Origin of the sequence: Neptunicella marina (assembly GCF_014270035.1) — a bacterium.
Lineage (GTDB): Bacteria > Pseudomonadota > Gammaproteobacteria > Enterobacterales > Alteromonadaceae > Neptunicella > Neptunicella marina.
On sequence record NZ_JACNEP010000010.1, the window covers coordinates 111,227 to 132,014 of the forward strand.

At 43.0% G+C, this 20,788-nt stretch carries 14 protein-coding genes, 3 tRNA genes and 1 pseudogene; 16 read left to right on the forward strand and 2 right to left on the reverse strand.

Annotation, left to right across the window (positions count from 1 at the left end; all coding sequences use genetic code 11):
- Nucleotides 1-535 precede the first annotated feature (535 nt).
- From H8B19_RS13045 to gloA, 13 genes and pseudogenes are all read left to right on the forward strand, one after another.
- A tRNA-Asn gene (locus tag H8B19_RS13045) sits at nucleotides 536-612 on the forward strand.
- A 21-nt stretch (nucleotides 613-633) separates the two neighbouring features.
- Nucleotides 634-710, forward strand: a tRNA-Asn gene (locus H8B19_RS13050).
- A gap of 21 nt (nucleotides 711-731) precedes the next feature.
- Nucleotides 732-808: transfer RNA gene (locus tag H8B19_RS13055), tRNA-Asn, on the forward strand.
- Between the two features lie 150 nt (nucleotides 809-958).
- A complete protein-coding gene (gene rsxA, locus H8B19_RS13060; RefSeq protein ID WP_186507333.1) occupies nucleotides 959-1,540 on the forward strand; it encodes an electron transport complex subunit RsxA in 582 nt (193 codons plus the stop codon).
- Nucleotides 1,540-2,094, forward strand: coding sequence for an electron transport complex subunit RsxB (rsxB, locus tag H8B19_RS13065; protein WP_186507334.1), 555 nt, complete (start codon nucleotides 1,540-1,542; stop codon nucleotides 2,092-2,094). Before rsxA ends, rsxB begins: the two co-directional genes overlap by 1 nt.
- 7 nt (nucleotides 2,095-2,101) lie before the next feature.
- On the forward strand, nucleotides 2,102-4,405 hold the full coding sequence (gene rsxC / locus H8B19_RS13070) for an electron transport complex subunit RsxC (protein ID WP_186507335.1): 2,304 nt from the start codon (nucleotides 2,102-2,104) through the stop codon (nucleotides 4,403-4,405).
- Nucleotides 4,402-5,463 (forward strand): electron transport complex subunit RsxD, encoded by a 1,062-nt coding sequence (gene rsxD / locus H8B19_RS13075; protein WP_186507336.1) that lies wholly within the window; start codon nucleotides 4,402-4,404, stop codon nucleotides 5,461-5,463. The genes rsxC and rsxD overlap by 4 nt, the downstream gene beginning before the upstream one ends.
- Nucleotides 5,460-6,089, forward strand: coding sequence for an electron transport complex subunit RsxG (rsxG, locus tag H8B19_RS13080; protein WP_186507337.1), 630 nt, complete (start codon nucleotides 5,460-5,462; stop codon nucleotides 6,087-6,089). Before rsxD ends, rsxG begins: the two co-directional genes overlap by 4 nt.
- Nucleotides 6,086-6,847 carry an electron transport complex subunit E gene (locus tag H8B19_RS13085; RefSeq protein ID WP_186507338.1) on the forward strand — a complete coding sequence of 254 codons (762 nt, stop codon included), beginning with the start codon at nucleotides 6,086-6,088 and terminating at the stop codon, nucleotides 6,845-6,847. The genes rsxG and H8B19_RS13085 overlap by 4 nt, the downstream gene beginning before the upstream one ends.
- A 2-nt stretch (nucleotides 6,848-6,849) precedes the next feature.
- Nucleotides 6,850-7,482 carry an endonuclease III gene (gene nth / locus H8B19_RS13090; protein ID WP_186507339.1) on the forward strand — a complete coding sequence of 211 codons (633 nt, stop codon included), beginning with the start codon at nucleotides 6,850-6,852 and terminating at the stop codon, nucleotides 7,480-7,482.
- Nucleotides 7,483-7,556: 74 nt separating this feature from the next.
- The gene (locus H8B19_RS13095) at nucleotides 7,557-11,849 is read left to right on the forward strand and encodes an NACHT domain-containing protein (protein ID WP_186507340.1); all 4,293 of its coding nucleotides are present in this window, start codon (nucleotides 7,557-7,559) and stop codon (nucleotides 11,847-11,849) included.
- A 20-nt stretch (nucleotides 11,850-11,869) separates the two neighbouring features.
- Nucleotides 11,870-12,102 (forward strand): annotated as a pseudogene (locus H8B19_RS19040) (endonuclease III); the annotation flags it as partial.
- 186 nt (nucleotides 12,103-12,288) lie between these two features.
- On the forward strand, nucleotides 12,289-12,672 hold the full coding sequence (gloA, locus tag H8B19_RS13100; RefSeq protein WP_186507341.1) for a lactoylglutathione lyase: 384 nt from the start codon (nucleotides 12,289-12,291) through the stop codon (nucleotides 12,670-12,672).
- 182 nt (nucleotides 12,673-12,854) lie between these two features.
- Here gloA and H8B19_RS13105 read toward each other — a convergent pair whose 3' ends face one another.
- Nucleotides 12,855-16,589, reverse strand: a complete 3,735-nt coding sequence (locus H8B19_RS13105; protein WP_186507342.1) for a TonB-dependent receptor — start codon at nucleotides 16,587-16,589, stop codon at nucleotides 12,855-12,857.
- 495 nt (nucleotides 16,590-17,084) lie between these two features.
- Between H8B19_RS13105 and glpQ the strand changes: the two genes are divergently transcribed.
- Nucleotides 17,085-18,080 carry a glycerophosphodiester phosphodiesterase gene (glpQ, locus tag H8B19_RS13110; RefSeq protein ID WP_186507343.1) on the forward strand — a complete coding sequence of 332 codons (996 nt, stop codon included), beginning with the start codon at nucleotides 17,085-17,087 and terminating at the stop codon, nucleotides 18,078-18,080.
- On the opposite strand, the gene H8B19_RS13115 is transcribed toward glpQ, so the two are convergent.
- Nucleotides 18,077-18,937, reverse strand: coding sequence for a flagellar protein MotY (locus H8B19_RS13115; RefSeq protein ID WP_186507344.1), 861 nt, complete (start codon nucleotides 18,935-18,937; stop codon nucleotides 18,077-18,079). The two genes, glpQ and H8B19_RS13115, sit on opposite strands and share 4 nt — an antisense overlap.
- 154 nt (nucleotides 18,938-19,091) lie before the next feature.
- Here H8B19_RS13115 and rnt point away from each other — a divergent pair, with 154 nt between their 5' ends.
- Complete coding sequence (gene rnt / locus H8B19_RS13120; RefSeq protein ID WP_186507345.1) at nucleotides 19,092-19,715, forward strand: ribonuclease T; 624 nt, start codon at nucleotides 19,092-19,094, stop codon at nucleotides 19,713-19,715.
- A 69-nt stretch (nucleotides 19,716-19,784) separates the two neighbouring features.
- Entirely contained in the window at nucleotides 19,785-20,660 is an 876-nt protein-coding gene (locus H8B19_RS13125; RefSeq protein WP_186507346.1) for a universal stress protein, read from the forward strand.
- Nucleotides 20,661-20,788 lie beyond the last annotated feature (128 nt).

The window sequence follows — 20,788 nt, forward strand, 5'->3', positions numbered from 1 at the left end:
TAAACACTTTTTTATAACAAATAGATCTATGAATTAGACAACGTTGTCATATGCATGTCATAAAACAAATATAGGACTTGATGATATTTTGTATTATCTATTTGAAAGTTAAATAAATTTTACCTAAGTCATTACTTTACAAATAAAGATTTATTGTCTACTCAAATATGAACCTGAACACAAAAAACCGTGAATTGTGGATAAAGACCGGACTTAACCCTTGTAATATTTCCTTATAAAATCGTAAAAGTTAAACCTTAGAAAAAATCCTAAACGATACTTTTAACCATACTGTTATTAACGGCTCATTATATATTGAAGTTAAGTGCAATCGCTCAAGAGAAAATTAAGGTTGGCTATATAATTAAGAATATTTATTGGTCTTTTTGCACATCTATTAGGCAAACAGTCAAAAAGCAGTAAAATAGTTTAATTGGAGTGTTGACACTGACCTGTCCGCTCATTAATATCCGCACCGTTGCAAAACAGGGGCCAAACGCCAGTTTAGATTTCCTTTTTTGCAGGTTGAATCTGTTCCCCCTTAGCTCAGTTGGTTAGAGCGACGGACTGTTAATCCGCAGGTCCCCCGTTCGAGTCGGGGAGGGGGAGCCACTTCAACCTATCTTATTCGATTCCCCCTTAGCTCAGTTGGTTAGAGCGACGGACTGTTAATCCGCAGGTCCCCCGTTCGAGTCGGGGAGGGGGAGCCACTTCAACCTATCTTATTCGATTCCCCCTTAGCTCAGTTGGTTAGAGCGACGGACTGTTAATCCGCAGGTCCCCCGTTCGAGTCGGGGAGGGGGAGCCAACTCCTGTACCTTTTAAAAATTCTTAATAAAATCAAACTCAAATCTTAAGCAGTTAAGCGATTTTTGCTGCTATTCAAGTTGTTAATCGACGCATAAAAACGGATAATGCATCTTATATTTTCTGCCAATCAGGCTGTTTAATTTACGTTATGTCCGAATATTTGTTGTTATTGGTCGGTACCGTACTGGTTAATAACTTTGTATTGGTTAAATTTCTGGGACTCTGCCCCTTTATGGGTGTTTCTGGTCGCTTAGAAACGGCCATTGGTATGTCACTGGCAACCACCTTTGTTTTAACCCTCGCTTCCCTATCCAGTTATCTGGTTGAACATTATATTTTAATGCCGCTTGGCATAGGCTACTTGCGTACCCTGAGCTTTATTCTGGTTATTGCGGTTGTGGTGCAATTTACTGAAATGGTGGTACATAAAACCAGCCCGACGCTTTATCGCTTATTGGGTATCTTCCTGCCACTTATTACCACCAACTGTGCTGTATTGGGTGTGGCATTATTAAACATTAACGAAAACCACAATTTTACCCAGTCAGTCATTTATGGCTTTGGCGCTGCGGTTGGTTTTTCACTGGTATTGATTTTATTTGCCGCTATGCGTGAGCGTTTAGCTGCTGCCGATGTACCAACCCCATTTAAAGGTGCGTCCATTGCCATGATAACCGCAGGTCTGATGTCGCTCGCCTTTATGGGATTTACCGGATTGGTTAAGTTTTAATGTTGTTTGTTTATTCCTTATTTGCCATTGGCTTGCTGGCACTCATATTCGGTTTGATCCTCGGTTATGCTGCGGTGCGCTTTAAAGTTGAAGCTGACCCGTTAGTTGATCAAATTGACAAATTATTGCCGCAAACCCAGTGTGGTCAGTGTGGTTATCCTGGCTGTAAACCCTATGCCGAAGCCATCGCAAATGGCGATGACATTAATAAATGTCCTCCCGGTGGAGAAGCAACGGTTAAAAATCTGGCAGATTTAATGGGGGTAGATCCCAAACCGTTAGATGACAGCCACGCACAGGAGCCCATCAAAAAAGTGGCTTTTATCCGCGAAGATGAATGTATAGGTTGCACAAAATGTATTGTTGCCTGTCCGGTAGACGCTATTTTAGGTGCCGCTAAACATATGCACACTGTTATTAGTGATGAATGCACGGGTTGTGATTTATGTGTCGACCCCTGCCCTGTGGATTGCATTGAAATGCGTCCGGTTGAAGCCACTGCGCAGTCATGGCGTTGGGATTTAAACAGTATCCCGGTTAAGCAAGTGAGTTGAGGTAACCGTGGAATCCTTATTAAACCGCATAAAAAATCAACGTTGGTGGGACTTCCCGGGTGGCGTTCATCCGCCGTCACGTAAAGACATATCCAACCAAGGCAGCATTGACAACATCGCCCTGCCAGAGCTGTTACATGTCAGTGTTAAACAACACATTGGCTCGGAAGGCAAAATAAAAGTTGAAGTAGGTCAGCGAGTATTAAAAGGTGAGGCCTTAACCCATAGTGCCAATCCTTTTTCGGTGCCGGTACATGCGCCAACATCAGGCACCATCGAAGCCATTGATGTGCATCCGAGCGCTCATCCGTCTGCACTGCCCGAAATGGCGGTACATATCAAACCCGATGGTTTAGGTCAGTGGATTGACTTAAAACCCATGCAGGATTACCAGCAACAAAACAAATCCAAAGTGGTGGAAGCCATTTGCAAAGCCGGTATTTCAGGTATGGGTGGTGCAGGCTTTCCAACCCATATAAAAGTCTCACCGAAAAAAGACGTTCAGTTTTTAATTATTAACGGTATTGAGTGTGAACCTTATATCACCTCAGATGACAGATTAATGCGCGAATACGCCTGGCAAATTCGTCAGGGAATTGATGTATTGCAATATTTACTCAATCCCAAACAAGTATTGATTGGCATAGAAGACAATAAACCCGAAGCGGCAGAAGCCATGCGGGTGGCGTGCCGTGATAACGAGCAGTATCAGATTTGTGTTGTTCCCACTAAATATCCCGCAGGCGGCGAAAAACAATTGATCCAAACTTTAACCGGGCAAGAAGTACCACAAAATGGTTTGCCGGTGGATATTGGTGTGATCATGCAAAACGTCGGCACCTGTTACGCCATTGCCGATGCTATTTTTTCGGGTAAACCGCTGATTCAACGGGTTGTTACCCTAACCGGTGAACAATTCGATGCTCCACAAAATGTATGGGCACCAATTGGCACCCCAATTTCGCATTTATTAGCCCATGCCGGATATCAGCCGGCAAGCACTGAGCGTTTAATCATGGGTGGCCCCATGATGGGCTTTGCCTTAGCCAATGATCACATCCCGGTGGTAAAAACCACCAACTGTATATTGGCGCCCAGTTTAAGCGAAATGCCGCTCCCCCCACAGAAACAAGCCTGTATTCGTTGTTCGGCCTGTGCGGATGCCTGTCCTGCCAGCTTATTACCACAACAATTATTGTGGTATGCCAAAGCAGACGACCATGAAAAAGCGCAGGAATATAATCTGTTTGATTGTATAGAATGTGGTGCCTGTGCCTACGTTTGCCCCAGTGATATTCCGTTGGTGCACTATTACCGCACCGCCAAAGCCGATATTCGCAGCGCCCAGCAGGAAAAGATTCAGGCCGATAAAGCCCGTGAGCGTTTTGAAGCCAGAAAAGCGCGCTTAGAGCGCGACCAGATAGAGCGTGAGGAAAAACACCGTCAGGCGGCTGAAGCACGTAAACAAGCGATGCAAGCTGATGGTAGCGATGCCAAAGCCAAAATCGCCGCTGCACTGGCCAGAGCCAAAGCGAAAAAAGCCCCATCCGAAGACACCAGCCAAACAGCAGATGAGGCGGACAATAAAAAACAACAAGTGGCCGATGCGATTGCACGCGCCAAAGCCAAACGTGCCGCGAAACAATCTGATGCAACAATCGACAAAGCACAGGATGGCGTTTCCGGGGATGAATTATCAAACGCTGATAACGCAACAAAACCGGCAGATGCCGCACCAGCGGATGTTAAAAAACAGCAGGTAGCGGAAGCCATTGCCCGTGCCAAAGCAAAACGCACGGCTAAACTCGCTGAAGAATCTGCATCTGAATCTAGCGAAGAGGAATCAACACCCATCGCAGCCGATTCAGCTCAGGATGATAAAAAGCAACAAGTTGCCGCGGCTATTGCACGTGCCAAAGCCAAACGTGAAGCAAAATTAGCCGAACAACAATCCGCTGCTAACGACAAAGCAGCCGATAACCAACAAACTGACGCAGAGCCGGCAGGTGCCTCGTCAGCAGATAACTCAGAGCCAGAATATCAGCAGAAAAAGCAACGTGTTGCCGCTGCGATCGCCAAGGCAAAAGCTAAAAAGGCTGCGCAACAACGAGCAGAAAAGCCTCAGGATGGCTCTGAGTCAGAAGCTATTTCAGAGCCCGAGGCTACTTCTGAGTCCTTAAGCAGCGAAACCGATACGCCTGAGAATGAACAGCAAACGGCACAAGATAAAAAACAACGCATTGCGGCAGCAGTGGCCAAAGCGAAAGCACGTCAGCAAGCCAAAAAAGATGCCCAAGAGGACAATTCATGAGCTTTAAGTTAGCCAGCTCCCCTCATCAACACAGTCAACGTAATACTGCGCAACTTATGCGTCTGGTGATCTGGTGTGCCCTGCCCGGTTTACTGGTACAAAGCTGGTTATTTGGCTGGGGCAGTTTGATCCATTTTGCCCTGGCAACAGTCACAGCTGTGGTCACTGAAGTGATTATTCTTGAAGTGCGTAAGCGCAATTTTGAAGTGGCGATAAAAGACTCATCCGCCATTCTTACAGCCTTATTACTGGCGGTGAGCATCCCACCTTTTGCGCCATGGTGGATTAGTGTTATCGGCGCATTTTTTGCCATCGCTATTGTTAAGCAGCTTTATGGTGGACTTGGCTTTAACTTATTTAACCCGGCAATGGCCGCTTATGTGGTATTGCTGATTTCGTTTCCGGTGCAAATGACGGCCTGGTTACCGCCAGCCAGCATTGCACTGCATAGCGCGGATTTTCTTGATTCGCTGTCGATGATTTTCACCCAGTACAGTCGTGAAGGTTACAGCCTGGCGCAGTTACAGGCAGGCATAGACGGCCATACCATGGCGACGCCACTGGACCAGCTTAAAACCGATTTAACCTTAGGCATGACCTATTCAGAAAGTCTCAACAATGCGATTTTTGATAATGGTTTAGGCATAGGCTGGTTGTGGGTCAATATGGCGTATTTAGCCGGTGGTTTAGTGCTGCTAAAACAAAAAGCCATTAACTGGCATATACCGGTTAGCTTGCTTCTTAGTTTGGCAGTAATGGCAACATTGTTCCATTTAGTCGATGGCGATCGTTTTGCCAGTGCCACTTTCCATTTATTTAGTGGTGGCATCATGCTCGGCGCCTTTTTTATAGCCACCGATCCGGTATCGGCGGCCACGACCAATAAAGGCCGTTTAATATTTGGTGCCGCCATTGGTTTTTGGATTTACCTTATCCGCATCTTTGGTGGTTATCCGGATGCCATCGCGTTTTCAGTATTAATTATGAATATGGCAGTGCCTTTGATTGATTATTACTTCCGCCCTCGCACTTATGGTCATGGACGGTCTGCACGATGAAAAACATATCTAAAAACGGCCTGATTCTGGCGGGGTTTGCTTTGGTGAGCACGGCTTTAATCAGCATTACACAAATCGTCACTGCACCTGTGATTAAACAACAACAGAATCAGCAACTACGTGGCATTTTGGATGCGATTCTGTCGCCTAAGTTATACGACAACGATTTATTGCACGATTGCATTGTAGTGAACAACAATCAGGATTTAGGTCCGGGTTCACACACCATTTACCGCGCTAGCAAACAAGGTCAACCGGTAGCGGTGGCGATTGAAAGCGTGGCACCCGATGGTTACAACGGCCGTATTGAACTGGTGGTCAGTATTATTGGTGAACATCAGGTAGGTGGTGTGCGCGTATTGAATCATCAGGAAACACCAGGGCTTGGCGATAAAATTGATTTACGTGTTAGTGACTGGATCCTGGGTTTTCACGACAAAAAATACGAAAAAGGCCTGGAACAACAATGGGCGGTGAAAAAAGACGGCGGTCAGTTTGATCAGTTCACCGGCGCTACCATTACCCCGCGAGCCGTGGTCAAAGCGGTAAGAAATACCGTGCAGTATTATCAACAACATCAGGCTGAGATTATTGCCGCCAGCAATCAATGTGGGAGTGCATCATGAGCGATACCACCTTAGACGCACCAATCGATAACGAAATTGATATCGATAAATCAGCGGACAACGCCGAATACAAAAACATTAGCTGGCAGGGTTTGTGGAAAAACAATGCCGCCTTGGTTCAGTTACTGGGTTTATGCCCGCTGTTAGCTGTGACAGCGACCTTAACCAACGGTTTGGGTTTAGGTCTTGCCACTACTTTGGTTTTAATTGGCTCAAACAGCACTGTGTCTATGGTGCGTAATCTGGTGCCTAACGAAATCCGTATTCCGGTTTTTGTGATGGTTATCGCTTCGTTTGTAACCATAGTACAGTTATTAATGAATGCCTATACCTTTGAGTTGTATCAGGCGCTCGGTATTTTTATTCCGCTGATTGTCACCAACTGCGCGATTATCGGCCGTGCCGAAGCGTATGCCTGTAAAAATCCGGTGAAATTTGCCGCCTTCGATGGCCTGATGATGGGATTAGGTTTTACTTTAGTACTAGTTATTTTAGGTGCCATGCGTGAATTGCTGGGTAACGGTACATTATTTGATGGTGCACATTTGTTACTGGGCGACTGGGCACAAAGCCTTAAAATCACCTTTTTCACCCCGGATAACGCCTTTTTACTCGCCATATTACCGCCAGGGGCCTTTATCGGCATGGGGCTGTTAATCGCACTCAAAAATGTACTGAATAACCATTTAGAAAAACGTTTTGAACAACCCAAAGCGGCATCGACCATCACCCGCGCCAGAGTGACCGCCGACAGTTAATCATGAATAAACAAAAACGAATCGAGATCCTAACCCGACTGCGGGACAACAATCCCCACCCTACCACTGAGCTAAACTTCAGCTCACCGTTTGAATTGCTGATTGCAGTATTGTTATCAGCGCAAGCGACCGATGTTGGCGTCAATAAAGCCACGGCCAAACTGTTCCCTGTTGCCAATACGCCGCAAGCAATACTCGATTTAGGGTTAGAAAAACTCAAAGACTATATAAAAACGATTGGCCTGTTTAACACCAAAGCGGTTAACACCATGAAAACCTGCCAGATGCTGGTAGATTTACACAACGGTGAAGTGCCTGAAGACCGAGCCGCATTAGAAGCCTTGCCCGGTGTCGGCCGCAAAACCGCCAACGTGGTATTAAATACCGCCTTTGGCTGGCCGACCATCGCCGTGGACACACATATTTACCGCGTATCCAACCGTACCAATTTCGCCCCGGGCAAAAATGTCGATGTGGTGGAGCAAAAGTTACTTAAAGTGGTACCTGCCGAATTTAAAGTCGATGTACACCACTGGCTGATTCTGCACGGCCGCTATACCTGCGTGGCACGCAAACCTCGCTGTGGTTCTTGCCTAATCGAAGATTTGTGTGAGTTTAAGGATAAAACCGAATAATGTAATTGGATGATATCTACGGACTGGATGGATTTTTCCAAATAACGTTTTATATAAGAAGGAACTAGGAAGCTATGGGAAACTACATCCAATTAAATAGAACATTTTCACCTGTACCTAATAACAAAAATAGTGAATATGAGGAAAATTGGAGTTCATTCCTTGGAAGCTCTAAACACACGGAATGGTGTGATGTTTTAAAAGAATTTCGTTGCGTTATTTTAGCAGAAGCTGGGGCAGGAAAAACTGAGGAACTTAAACAGCAGGCTCTGAAACTGAAAGCTCAAGGCCTTCCTTCATTTTTTATTCGTATTGAAGATATCGACAGTGACTTTGAAAATGCATTCGAAGTTGGTTCACAAGAACAGTTTAAACAATGGCTTGATAATTATGATGAAGCTTGGTTCTTTTTAGATTCGGTTGACGAAGCCAGATTAAATAGTCCAAGCGCTTTTAAAAAAGCAATCGATAAGTTCTCTAAGAGTATTACCAATGCGAAGCACAGAGCTCACATATTTGTATCCAGCAGACCATATGCATGGAGGCCATCAGAAGATAGAAAGCTCATGGATGACAAATTGTTCCTACCTAAGCCTGCAGAAAGTAACCATGAGCTATCCGATAGCGATTCCAATAACGATAATAGCTCGTTACAAGTACTAACGCTTAGACCATTAGATAGTGAAAGAATTGAACAGTACTGTAATGCCCGTGGTATCGAAAATGTTGAGATACTTCTATATGAAATAAATAGGTTAAATTTATGGAGTCTGGCTGAGAGGCCATTTGATCTTGAAAGCATTATTGACAAATGGAAAGAAGATAATGCTCTTGGAAGCCGTTTAGAACTTTTAAAGCACAACATCAACGTAAAACTAACAGACCAACACTCTGCAGACAGAGCAGACACTCAAACACTGACTCTCGAAAAAGCTCAACATGGCGCCCGTCGCCTAGCAGCATCCGTCGTACTGACTGGCCACGCAGGTATTTTAATTCCAGGGACAACCACAAGTACGAAAAGTATAAGCGCTAGTGAAATACTAAATGATTGGGCACCCAAAGACGTCAGAGCGCTACTTGAACTTGGTATATTTAACGACATTGTTTATGACACAGTGAGATTTCGACATAGGGAAATTAGAGAGCTATTAGCAGCAGAATGGTTTGATTCTTTGCTCAAGGCAGGTGCTGATAAAAATTCAATCAAGGCACTTTTTTTTCGAGAGCAATATGGTGAACTGGTCATTGCCCCAACACTTCGCACTGTATTAAGTTGGCTTATTTTATTTGATAACGATTTCTATCAACAAGCGATATCCATAGCACCTGAAATTGCAGTAGAGGGAGGTGATCCTGCTGTATTACCGCTACCGACACGAGAGCAACTGCTAAACGACATAGTAGAGAACATTGTTTCTGATGAATATAACCGTGGTGCTAGAGACAATACTGCAATAGCTAGAATAGCTGCTCCGGATTTAACACAAAAAGCAATTGAACTAATTAATAATTATGTAGATAACGACGACGCTATCTTTTTCTTAGGCCGTTTAGCTTGGCAAGGAAAAATGATTGATAGCCTGCACCTGTTTGAAACCATAGTACTGAACGGCCAACGTGATATTTACGCGAGAAGGGCTTCCTTAAGGGCTATCGTGTCATCAGGCGAGCAAGACTATTGTACTAAGATTTTGGTTAGCTTGAACAAAATAGAAAAAAACTTTGAGCACCAACTTCTTTCTGAATTTTTAGATGAGCTTCCTCCAACAATTGTAAATGCTCAACAGCTACTTATTTCAATCAATAAATTAACATTAGATACGGGAAAAAGTGACCTATATAGCGTACGCAGGTCATTGACAGAATTTATTAAAAAGCTCTCAGCAAAAAGTAGCATTGAGGTATTTGACTGTTTGCTAGATGGTTTTGTTAGGTTGTTAAATCAAGAACCCTTCGAAAATGCTCGATATTGTAAACTATCCAAGAGGTATTCATGGTTAACCAGTAGCACAGCACTGATATTGGAAAAAATTATTGAAGCCAGATGTGAGCTGGCATTGAGTCAAAATGCAATATCCATCTTACTTTCTATACCGCACTTGAACAGTTGGAGAAGCGCCGAATATGACGACTACAAAGACAACCTTCAAGATTTAATACCTAAATGGCCAGAGCTAAATGATGCTTTATATTGGGCGAGTATAAAACAAACTAGAACGACTCTAGAGAACAAAAATATGCGCCTAGTTGATGATTGGGAAATCTACTGTCACGGATGTTTTTGGCTATTTGATGAAAATTCCTACAAACGACTCTTAAATAGTCTTCCAACAATAGAGTTTACAGACGACCAATTAGTTGTCCTAAGCACGGTAATTCGCTTGTATCAACAGACAGGTAAACCTCTAAGAATTTTAAATAATTTGAAAACAGCTGTAGAAGGAAACTCTACGTTAACGAGTAGTTTGCAGGCTAGTCTTGGGCCTCGCGTTTTAAAAAAGAGCGATAGTCAAGTGCGGCTAGAGAAAAGCAAGAAAAAACATGAAATTATAGAATTACAAAAGAAGGAACAAAGACTAGAGTGGATTAAATCCTTACGTGCGAATCCGACGAGGATTAATAACGCCTCAGGGTTAAAAACAGGGCAACTCACAAATGACGTATGGTGGTTGTATTTAGAAATAGAAGGAGATGACTTCTATCAAAGCAGAGTTAGAGGTGCTCAATGGCAAGATCTCATTCCTGAATTTGGTAACGAGGTAGCAAAAGAATATAAAACCGCGGTCCAAAACTTTTGGCGCAACTTCGACGTTGAACTTCAATCTGAACACACAGAATATAACAATACGATACCTGCTGCTCTCAATGTAGCCATGGCGGGTTTGGAAATAGAATCTCGCGAATCACCAACTTTTCCCCACAATCTTTCGCCAAGTGAACTGAAGCAAGCACTTAGATTTCTAGCAAAAGAGTTAAATGGATTTCCGAGCTGGCTCGAATCGTTATTTAAAGCCTATTCAGCAGAAACCATTGAAGCGATAAAAATTGAGATACTCTGGGAGCTGGAACACACTACCTCCGACCAAAATATACACTACGTTCTACATGATATATTGTATTACGCGCCATGGATACACAACGCAATAGCTCCTATAATTTTTGACTGGTTAATTGCGAATCCCGAAAAAATTAGCAAATTCCCAAACTATTGCGTGCAAATTATGGTCGGTGGAAATTTAGAACAAGAGCACCTAGTCAAACTAGTGAAGGGAGAAATTCATAGAAGTCAATCTGCAAAAATTAAAGCACAATGGTTCGCATTATGGGTGGATTATCAAGCAGAAGAAGCGATACCTGCACTTGATGAATGGCTAGAAAATTTAAGCGGAGATGAAGCTAAAATTAACACGGAACTATTCGTCACACATTTGGTTGGCAATCGCAGAGGACGAGGCCGAATTAAAGGTATTGGGACATATATTACCCCCGAGCATTTAAAAAAACTCTACATACTTGCGCATATGTATATCAGTTCTGACGACGATTTAAATAGAGCAGGTGAAGGAGTTTATACCCCCGAATTGCGCGATGATGCTCAAGATGCCCGAAACCATCTTTTCTCACTGCTTTCTGGTTTACCGGGCAAAGCTGCATATTTAGCTTTGAAAGAACTAGTATTAGAGCATCCTGAATCAAGGTATCGTCCTTGGATGGCAAAGCAAGCATTTAAACGAGCTGAATCAGATGGAGACATAGAACCATGGAATAGCGGGCAAGTTTTACAATTTGAACATCAACAGCTAATTACCCCTAAAACTCATAAACAACTTTATGAGTTGGGTGTTCTTAGGTTGAACAGCTTGAAAACTTGGTTAGAACATGGCAATGACAGCCCTTGGAAAACATGGCAACGTGCAGACCAAGAAAATGAAATTCGTAATTTAGTAGCTGGCTGGCTAAACCAAAACTGTAGAGAACAATACACTACAGCGCAAGAACCCGAATTAGCAAATAGTCAAAGAATGGATATCTGGTTAACCAGTAATAACGTCAACGCACCCGTTCCAATTGAACTTAAAATGTTGGATAAAAACTGGTCAGGCAGTGATTTGTGTGAACGATTACGCAATCAACTAGTTGGGGACTATCTTAGAGCTGATGGAGCCTCGTGTGGAATAATGTTGTTGATATCAGCCAAAACAAATAAATCATGGCGAATAAACAACCAGACTATTTCCTTATACCAATTGCGTGGAGCACTTATGAACCATTGGAATTCCATTGCAAAATATTATCCTAAAGTTAATGCCATCGAAGTAATCGTCATAGACCTTAATTTAAGAAGTAAAGTGAGTGACACCTAATCACAATATTGTGCTGACTAACCATTGCCGTCGGAAATCATATATCTAGGTATTCCAACCAACCAAACTAGCATCAGCTAAAAATGCCATTCTGGTTGAACATAAGCTATTAAAAGTGGTACCTGCCGGGTTTAAAGTCGATGTGCATCACTGGCTGATACTGCACGGCCGCTATACCTGCGTGGCACGCAAACATCGCTGTGGCTCATGCATAATCGAAGATTTGTGTGAGTTTAAAGATAAAACAGAGTAAGGCTGCAATTACTGCGGCCTTACTCAACTGCTTTTTACCTAGTCATATACCGCAATGGTCATCTTTCAAATTTCTGTAATGTTTTACACATAAATTACTACTCAAAATAACTTCCTAACTACAGAGTTTCGAAATTAGGCTACAATCGCCATTTTTAATAATTTCAAATAGTTAATGGATCACAAAATGCGTTTATTACATACCATGTTGCGTGTCGGCAACCTCGAGCGTTCAATTGAGTTTTATACCCAAATCATGGGAATGAAGTTGCTACGTCAATCAGATAATGAAGAATATCGCTACACACTGGCTTTTGTTGGCTACGGTGACGAAAACGACCACACAGTACTGGAATTAACCTATAACTGGGATACCGATAAATATGATATGGGCAATGCCTATGGCCATATTGCTATTGGTGCTGAAGATATCTACGCGCTATGCGAAAAACTGGAGGCACAAGGTGCTGATGTTTACCGCAAGCCGGGCCCTGTATTAGGTGGTGATACCGTTATTGCGTTTGTTCGTGACCCGGATGGTTACGCAGTTGAATTAATTCAAAGAAGTTAATCCAGCAGACTACGCGATTAACAGTTTGTTGAGGGGCTCTCTCCTATTTTTGATAGCTCGTCCCTCCCTACTTACTGCATCAAAATAAACTAAAAAAGCACACTAAGCAGTTGTTACTTAGTGTGCTTTATCATTAAGTTAAATTGTTTTTAGTACTACTTAATAAACTTTTGATTAGCTTATTAAAAAGTCCAGTTAACGCCTACATAAAAACGACGACCATTGGTCCACTCATTAACATATATTTTGTTTAGGTGGTTTTCGTAATAGGGTTTCAATTCCGAGACCGGAATACCGCTGGCTTGCGACAACATTTCAAATGCTTCTTCACCAGTAATGGAAGACTCGACAATTTCAACGCCATTGTCATCTTTAGCAACAACACGATTTCCTGTTGCTACACCATCCACAACTTCATCGACCCATTTCATTTTGTTAATTACAGGATCATTAACAATTTGTGACGTTTCCATATACTGCACAACGTTTTCGTTGGTGAGGTTGGTCACCGCGAAACTGGCAATCAGATTCTCCATAATTTGATAGGTCGCTTTAAAATCAAGCTGCTGGCGCGCATCGGTATAACGAATACCATTGGTATAGGTTTTATCGGCAAATTCACTACGGTAGTTGTAGGACAGACGCGCTGAGAACGTATCATCCTCATAATAAACTGATGCGTTAAGTGTATTTTTTGACTGACCAAACATAGGTTCAGATTGCGTTGTGGTTTGACTGCTAAAACCTGTTACTTCGAAATACTCACGTTGCGCCGGATCGGTTTGGTGAGTTTCGGTGTCGCTCATGTCGGCAATTTCATAGGAAAAGGTTGAATTGCTGAACTCTTGCTCTGGCACATCGGTATAGGTGTAGTTAATTAAACCACCATATCCGTCACCAAAATCATGCTGCAACTGCAACTCCACACCTTTAACTTTCTGACGTCCGGTATTGAAGTATGAGCTAACAACATAATCACCAAAAATGGGATAACCGTTGTTATCGGTTTTGCCTTCCTCACCTAATGCATCCAGATTTTGAACCTGAGAGGTAGAGCGAACCATATTTTTGATGTCTTTCTGGAATGCGGTAATCGCAAAGATGGAAGACTCGTCAAAATACCACTCAATGCCCAGCTCACTATTCACAGACGTGTACGAGCCAAGGTTAGGGTTACCCACTGAGCCTCGACGTTGCGAATCCATAGCAAGACGTTCGGCCTTACCTTCAGGTGTCAGATACTGCTGGCGACCATCGGTATAAAGTCGTGATCTTTCGGTGACCAAATAAAAATTACTTCTCATTTGTTCAAGACTTGGATGCGAAATATTCTTTGACGCTGCAGTTCTTAACACAATGTCTTCAGTTAAATCGACAGCCAGGTTAAAACTGGGTAAATAGTCTTTAGTGCTGCTGTTTTGAACCAGTGGAACGTATTTGTTGAAACCGGCAAGTTCTGCAACATAACCTGCTTCACCTGGCTCTAACGGATAAGACAGTTGCTGGCCATTTTCGTCTTTTTCGACTTCATAGCTGATTGATTCGCGATCGGTATCAACAACACGCACACCAAAATTACCACGGAAATTTTCACCGCTAAAGTTAGCCATCGCATAATAAGCAAATAACTCTTCAGTCACGTCATAATAATCCGCCGCCGATTCTGTCATACCAGAACGACAACCGTAATATTCACTGGAACCCGACGCCGCAATGGCATCGGTACAAGCGCCTACATTAGGGCTACCTTCAGAATGAACTAGCAAGAAGTGGTCATTAAGAAGTTCGTTGCGCTTTGCCTGGTCGATATCGAAATATTCATTAGGAATGTCATGTCCGGCAGAATTTAAACCTGAAACCGTTCCCCCGACAATTTGCTCAGCCAGAATTAACGGAAAATCACTGGCCTGATCGGCATAACCATGAAAAGTGGCATTCTCAGTAAAATAATGTTCGATACGGTTAATTTTGCGATATTTAGCACCAAATTTAACGCTATCAATATAAAAGTCGTTATCAAGTATCCAGGTTACATCGCCTTGTAAAAAGTCTTCGGTGTTGTCACGATAACGAGCCGTATTTCTCAGGCCTCCGTTTAACAAATAAAATTCATTGGTCGGCGCTAACAGGAAGTTTTCCGCGCGCTGCTGAGCAGCAGCTAATTCTTCACCAGTTAGAGAAGGATCGGCCTGCACGCCCCAATATACTTTGCCTGTATCCGGATTGTAGGCATAGCCGAGATTAACTCCCTCATAAGTCGGGATTTGCACATTTGGGTTATCACCTGAATATGGTGTTTCATAATCACCAAATCGGGTGGCCAGGGTTGTTGCGCGATCCATCACTGTACTTTCAGCTTTAGTCTGGCCTGCCTGCAATTTAACGGTAAAATCATCTGCCTGATAATCGACGGTTAAATGATATCTGTTTTGCTCGGTCTCGGTACCGCTGCGATCATTGGAGTCGCGACGTACCATCTCCCCCCAAGTTCCAGCGGAGCTATAGTAGCCATTACCATCCCAAACCTCTCCGCCACCACGTACCAAAGAGGTTCCATCAATCGGATAGTTCGCGGATAAAACGATATCCCGCTCCGCATCCATAACTAAGCGAGGGTCAATTCCTGGTACCTCGTTACTATATAAAAGCTGCACCATTCTGTGTGGCTGCGCATATAAATTATCGTTTTTATTATCACGATCAGATTTATTCTGATTAAGTTCAAGATTGATACTTAACTCGTCTGTGGGTGCCCATTGTAAATTAATCGTGGTATCTAAACGGCTTTCATCGGTTTGGAATGCTGGCGCATAAACCATATTGCCTATGGTTCTTGCTGGCGTCTGACCTAAACCTCCGGCGCGTCGATCGCCCCAGAATAATCCCCAAACAGGGTCGATGTAGGTTGGATCAATAACTTCGTTAGGTTGCCCCCAATAATGGGTACTATTATTCCAAACACCTGAATCAGTAGGGTCATTGACGTTTGAATAAGGTCCATTACCCGCAACCGCTTCCAGATCGCCATAGGTATAACCGTTTAATGCCATATGTCTGGTAATAATCAAATTATGATTATTCATATTTCTTAATTTGATATCACTACTTGCACAGGCTTCAGTCGGGCAATTGATATCACCCGTCTGAGCAAAACCGGTACTCACTGCGCTAGCGGTTCCAGCAATACCATCTGATTCAAAACCAGTACGAAACGCATTGCGTTGTTGCAAGCTTAAACTAATTGAAGCACCAAACTTTTTATCTTCAGATACAAAGTTATAAGCGGTTGAAATCTGAGGTGAAGACTTTTCTGAAGCGTCATTATATTCGCCCTCAATATTTAAATAGCCATATCCATCTTCCTGTTCCAACGGCTTTTTAGTATGCAAAATAACGGTACCACCTATGCCCCCGGCATCGATATCGGCACGTGCCGATTTAAGCACCTCAATCTTAGATACGCTTTCTGCAGGAATATTTGAGAAATCAAATGCATTACTTTCATTCTGGCCTGGAAGATAAGAGGCAGACTTAGCTGACTGACCATTAACCAGCGTGTTGGTTAACTCAGGCGAGGTACCACGAATCGATATTTTTGCCCCTTCCCCAAACTGACGTTCAATTTGCACACCCGCAACACGTTGCAGCGCTTCCGCCATGTTTTTGTCAGGATTTTTGGCAATGTCTTCGGTGTTGATAGAATCGACGATCGAGTCGGAAAAACGTTTGTTATTTAAGTTCTCACGCAGCGATGAACGAATACCGGTAATTTGTATAACTTCAAGTTTATCGTCTTTTTTTTCCGCGGCGGCTTTGTCTTCATCGTCTGCAGCAAAGGCCGGTACCGCCATGCTTGCACTTATGAACATCGCCATATTCACTGCAATAGCAGTTTTGGATAGTTGGATTGCTTTCATACATTTTCCTTTATCTTATGTTGTTTTTGTTTTACTGATCCATTTACTACGAAGCTTGATGACAGCCACTTAACGCTGTTCGGCTCGGTACTGTACTCACTTACATCATTTTCAGGGAACAACATCAGGCCTTGATACCGTCCTCAACGAACCTGGATTTAGCTCTACTCTTTTTATTTTTTGTGTATTTGCGAGTAATTTTTGCTCACAAAAACATCAGGCACAGGATAATTAAACAAATTTAACAACAAACATCAAGAATAATTTACCACCTCCATTAACTTTAATAGCAATATTTTATTAACTTATTTTTAGTAATATTCCTGTCAAATAGCCAGGGTAGGATTGAAAATGGGAATATTTTAAACGTTATAATTCAAAGTGATTAAGTCAATACTTCATCATTGATATAAGAATCGTGAATTTTAGTTCGCTATATACATGTAAAATATTGAATAAAATAGTTAAGCCCTAAAAGGCTAAAAAGGAACATTTATGCAACTGGCAAAACTGCTTTTTATCACGTTTACCGGACTACTCACAATTGGGCCAACTTTCGCAAAGCCGGTCGTTATTGGTCATCGCGGTGCACCGGGTTATGTGCCTGAACACACCATGGAATCGGCCATTTTGGCTTACAACATGGGTGCTGATTTTATCGAACAGGATTTGGTTGTCACCAAAGACCTGAAACTGGTGGTTCTGCACGATATTCATCTGGAAACCGTAACGGATGTGGAACAGCGTTTCCCAGAACGCCATCGTAAGGATGGCCGCTATTACGCGCTCGATTTTACTCTTGCAGAGCTAAAAACGCTGCGGGTTCATGAGCGCACCGATGAGAAAGGCCAGCAGGTGTTTAAGGGGCGATATCATGGTTATGCCGATTTTCGTATTGCCACCTTTGATGACGAGTTTGAGTTAATCACTCAGCTAAATCGCATGACCGGAAAACAAACGGGGTTTTATCCCGAGATAAAATCCCCGGCCTGGCATCGCCAACAGGGGGTTGATATTAGCCAGTTAGTTATAAATAAACTGCGTCAGAAAGGTCTGGACGATCCTGAGAAGAATATCTACGTGCAATGTTTTGATTTTGAAGAATTAAAACGCCTGCGCAATGAATTGGGTGCCAAAGTCAGGCTGGTGCAGCTGCTGGGTGAAAACAGCTGGAATGAAGCACCAACTGACTATGATTTCCTGAAAACCCCAGCAGGATTAAAAGAGCTGGCTCAAACCGTTCAGGGCATTGGCCCCTGGCTTCCGCAAATTCTGGACGTAAAAACAGGCAAAGCCACAGGCTTGGTGGCTCAAGCACATCAGTTAGGTTTAATGGTTCATCCCTATACGTTTCGCGTTGATGCCCTGCCCGATGGCATAACGGCAATACAACTACAGGATATTTTGTTTCAACAGATAAAAGTTGACGGTTTATTCAGTGATTTTACCGATGTAACGGTTAAATATTTAGCACAAATGGTTAAGCCCTAAGGCTTATCCATTCTGATGACCACGCGGCGGTTTTTGGCACGGGACAATTCATTGCGGTTGTCAGCGATATGACGACGCTCACCGTGTCCAGTCACTTCAATTCGAGCGGCATCAACGCCTTTTTCAGTAAAAAAATCTTTAATGCTATTGGCCCGCTGCTCGGACAACTGGCGATTACGGTCCGGTGAGCCGTAACTATCGGTATATGCATCCACCAGTACCAGTTCCATATCCTGATCCTGAGCCAGGTAATCACTGATCATGCCGAGTTTTTTCTGAGACTGACGGGTTAATTCCGAACTGTTCTTTTTGTAATTCAGTACCGTGTATTCAATATCATCAAAGGAAAAGTGCAAAAGACCAGAAACACATTGCACAAATTCACGATAAGCCGGTTCAAAGTTGCTGGCGTTTAAACCCACTGCAACCTGATCATTATCGTTGTACCAGTCCTGATAATAAATGGTTGGCCAGTAACCTTTTTCCAGTTCCGACAACATAGTCCAGGCCATTTTTTTCGGCACATCACCATTATATTGTTTGCGTATCGCCATTTCGGCAATGGGGCGCTGCATCGCACCCGGCATCCATTTTGGTGGCACAGCGTAAACATTAGCTACCGAATAGGTATCTGGCAGGCTAAGCATGTCCAGTTCAAATTCCATATTCAGCTGTTTACCGGCGCGACTGCTAAATACCGCATTGCCATAACCATCAATCGGATGCGTTAACGAACACTGTAGACGAGTTGCTTCACCCAGCTTCCAGCTGGATTGCTCAACACTGGCATTGTAATGACGTACGCCTGCATAACTTACAAATGGGATAAGACTCAGTATTGTCAGAAGTTTTTTCATCAAGATTTACCCTTTGGCCTATCCCATTATCGACGATTTAAAAAAAATGTTTAGTGTTCAAACACACAATATAAGCAATTCAGCTAACGTGCCAGTTGGTTCACTATTATTGGCATGTAATAATTGCCGTTGGTTTATAAAATAAAAGTATCAGATGTCAGACACTCAGTATCAACTTAATCAGCGCTTTCGAGGTTATTTCCCAGTCATTATAGATGTAGAAACCGCTGGTTTTAACCCACACACCGATGCCCTGCTGGAAATTGCCGCTATCACATTAAAAATGGACGAGCAGGGTTTAATTTCCCCGGATAAAACCATCCATTTTCATATTGAGCCTTTTGCAGGGGCTAATTTAGAAAAAGCCGCGCTGGATTTTAATGGTATTGATCCAACCTGTGCATTACGTGGTGCCATTGATGAGAAAGTGGCGATCAAAGAACTATGCAAGCAAGTACGCAAAGCGCAAAAAGAGGCTGATTGTCAGCGCTCAATCGTTGTGGCGCACAATGCATCCTTTGACCAAAGCTTTCTTAACGCCGCGATTGAGCGCAGCAATATTAAGCGCACACCTTTCCACCCCTTTGTCTCTTTTGATACCACAACCTTAGCCGGTTTAGCATTAGGACAAACGGTGCTGGTAAAAGCCTGTCAGGCGGCCGGAATTGACTTTGATCAACGCGAAGCGCACTCAGCGCTGTATGATACGCAACGTACCGCAGAATTATTTTGTTCGATTGTAAATCGCTGGCAACAACTAGGTGGCTGGCCGCTCTAATCAAGTGCATGATTTCAATCGTAAAGTTTATGTTTTACACTGATGATAAAACCACCATGGAATATGCGAATGAAGATCAACACGATTTTGGTTATAGCCGATAAACAGGACAAACAACAAAAAGCACTGGCTCGCGCACAGATTATGGCTGAACGATTTGATGCCAAAGTACATGTGGTGGCATTTACCTATGAACGGTTAGCCGGCTTGTCGGTGGATTTATCAGAAAGTGATGTGCAAAAGGCACAGCAAACCTTATTAAAAAAACACCATGACTGGTTAGCAAAACAGGTAAAAGAACAAGAGTTAGATGCCAGTTTTGAGGTAGTGTGGGAAAAAGATATTGTCAGCTGGGTAAAAACCCATACTGCCGAACAGCATTATGATTTAATCATTAAAACAGGTAATCGCAGTGAGACTGCGCTTTATACTCCCACAGACTGGCATTTATTCCGTAATGGCGAATTACCGGTTTTACTGGTTGCCGAAAAACGCTGGCGCAAAAAACAGGCGGTCATGGTTGCGCTGGATATGGCCACCAAATCTAAAGCCAAACAAACCTTAAACAAAAAACTGGTTGAAACAGCAAAAGTAATGGCAGAGGGTATGCAAATGCCATTGCATTTTGTATGTAGCCTGTCTATTTCTCCAGTATTAAAAGATTTAGGCATCGTTGACAGCAAAAAACTGGTGCGAAAAGCCAAGGCGGAATACCTGCCACAAATTCGTAAAATGGCTGGCAATGACAGCCTAACCGAAGAAACGGTACATATAAAAGCTGGCGAAGCATGCAAAGTTATTCCAAGTGTGGCGTCTGAATATGGCGCAAGTCTGGTTGTTATAGGCAGTGTGGGTCGCAAAGGATTAAAAGCGAAATTGATGGGCAATACCGCAGAAAAAGTGCTGGCATTATTAAAAACCAACGTTTTGGTGGTACAGCCTTAAATCAAGACATAAAAAAGCCGCCATCATGGCGGCTTTTTACGATTCATCAGATGTCTTGTCCTGAAATGTGTTTACACATTTAGGATTTATTATGACAACAGCAGATAAACAACGAGTTAAACGTACAC